The following is a 1,542-nucleotide window of genomic DNA, read 5'->3' on the forward strand; positions in this document are numbered from 1 at the left end:
GACAAGCCTATCTCGATCAACTCCTGGACGCGCCGGATCTGCACCACACCCGCATCCAGGGCAACAAACTCTGGCACCTGGCCCTGCTGGAGCTGTGGTTGCAACGGCATCTGGCTTGAAATGCCGATGCGCGTCCCGATAGTCGTTGACTATTATCAATTCTCGACGAGGTGAGGAATGGACGTATTGGAGCGCATTGGCGATCAGGTGAAAGGCAACCCGGTCGTGATCTATATGAAGGGCACCCCGCAGTTTCCGCAATGCGGGTTCTCCATGCGGGCCGCCGCCGCTCTACAGGAGTGCGGCGTCCCCTTTTCCTATGTCAACGTCCTGCAGGATCCCGAAATCTTCGAGAATCTGCCGCGTTTTGCCGATTGGCCGACCTTTCCGCAGATCTATATCGACGGCGAACTGGTTGGCGGGTGCGATATCACCCTCGAACTGCACGCCAACGGAGCACTCAAATCGATGATGGAGCAGGCGGCCGCTAAGGCGGAGCCCGCTGACGGCTGAGTGCGGTAAGGCCGACACCGCCCGCGCTGGCTCGGTGTCAGTCTTGCTGCGACATGGATGTCATGCCGTCTGGTCCGTTTTCCCAGAAACGCACCGGATCCAGTTCGCCCCAGCGGTTGACGATCGCGCAAAACAGACGCGCGGTCTGCTCCGCGTCATAGATGGCCGAATGCGCCTCGCTGTTCTGCCAGTACAGCCCCGCCGCCCGCGCGGTCTTGGCCAGCACCGTCTGACCGAACATCAGCCCGCCCAACGTCACCGTATCGAAGACGCTGAACGAGTGGAATGGATTGCGTTTGAAGCCGGTGCGCTCCACCGCTGCCTTGACGAAACCCAGATCGAAATGGGCGTTGTGCCCCACCAGGATGGCGCGATTGCAGCCAGTGGATTTCACCGCCTTGCGAATCGGGGTGAGGATACGGGTGAGCGCATCCTGTTCCGAAATCGCGTCACGGAAGGGGTGGTCCGGGTCGATGCGGTTGAAGGCCAGCGCCCGAGGGTCGATCTCCGAGCCCACGAACGGCAGGACATGACAGGCGATCGGGGCCGAAGGCTCTAGCCGTCCGTCCGGTTTCATGCGGATAATGACCGCCGCGATTTCAAGCAGGGCATGACGCTGGGCGTCGAAGCCCGCGGTCTCCACGTCGACGACCACCGGCAGAAAGCCACGAAAGCGCTGCGCGATACCATCTGGAATCTGTTCTTCATCATTCATCGCGACAGCATAAGTGGGTGCGCGGCGAATGCCAAACATTGACTGCACGCAAAACGACTTTTCGTTCTTGATTGCCGGTTGTTTCGAGTAACGACGCCAAGGAGTCATGCTGGATTGAGCGATATCCGCGTAATGAGTGTTTTCCGGTACGGGGTTGTCTGGAGCCTCGTCCTCTGGGCGTTTCTGCTGGGCGGCCCGGCGGCGGGAGAGGTTGGGCGCACGGCGCACGGGCTTCTCTATCAGGTCAGTTCGCCGACGGCAGCGGTCCCCAGCGTTCTGTTCGGGACGATCCATAGCGAAGACCCCCGGGTGAC

The 1,542-nt window shown here is 60.8% G+C and carries 2 protein-coding genes and 1 pseudogene; 2 read left to right on the top strand and 1 reads right to left on the bottom strand.

Annotated elements, in window-relative coordinates; translation table 11 throughout:
* Nucleotides 1–177 precede the first annotated feature (177 nt).
* The gene (grxD, locus tag QZY07_RS02325; protein WP_295399492.1) at nucleotides 178–513 is read left to right on the top strand and encodes a Grx4 family monothiol glutaredoxin; all 336 of its coding nucleotides are present in this window, start codon (nucleotides 178–180) and stop codon (nucleotides 511–513) included.
* A 37-nt stretch (nucleotides 514–550) separates the two neighbouring features.
* On the opposite strand, the gene rnt is transcribed toward grxD, so the two are convergent.
* A complete protein-coding gene (rnt, locus tag QZY07_RS02330) occupies nucleotides 551–1,228 on the bottom strand; it encodes a ribonuclease T (RefSeq protein ID WP_295399493.1) in 678 nt (225 codons plus the stop codon).
* 132 nt (nucleotides 1,229–1,360) lie between these two features.
* Between rnt and QZY07_RS02335 the strand changes: the two are divergent.
* Nucleotides 1,361–1,542 (top strand): annotated as a pseudogene (locus tag QZY07_RS02335) (hypothetical protein); the annotation flags it as partial.

It is taken from the genome of uncultured Thiocystis sp., from assembly GCF_903866365.1.
Taxonomy (GTDB): Bacteria; Pseudomonadota; Gammaproteobacteria; order Chromatiales; family Chromatiaceae; genus Chromatium.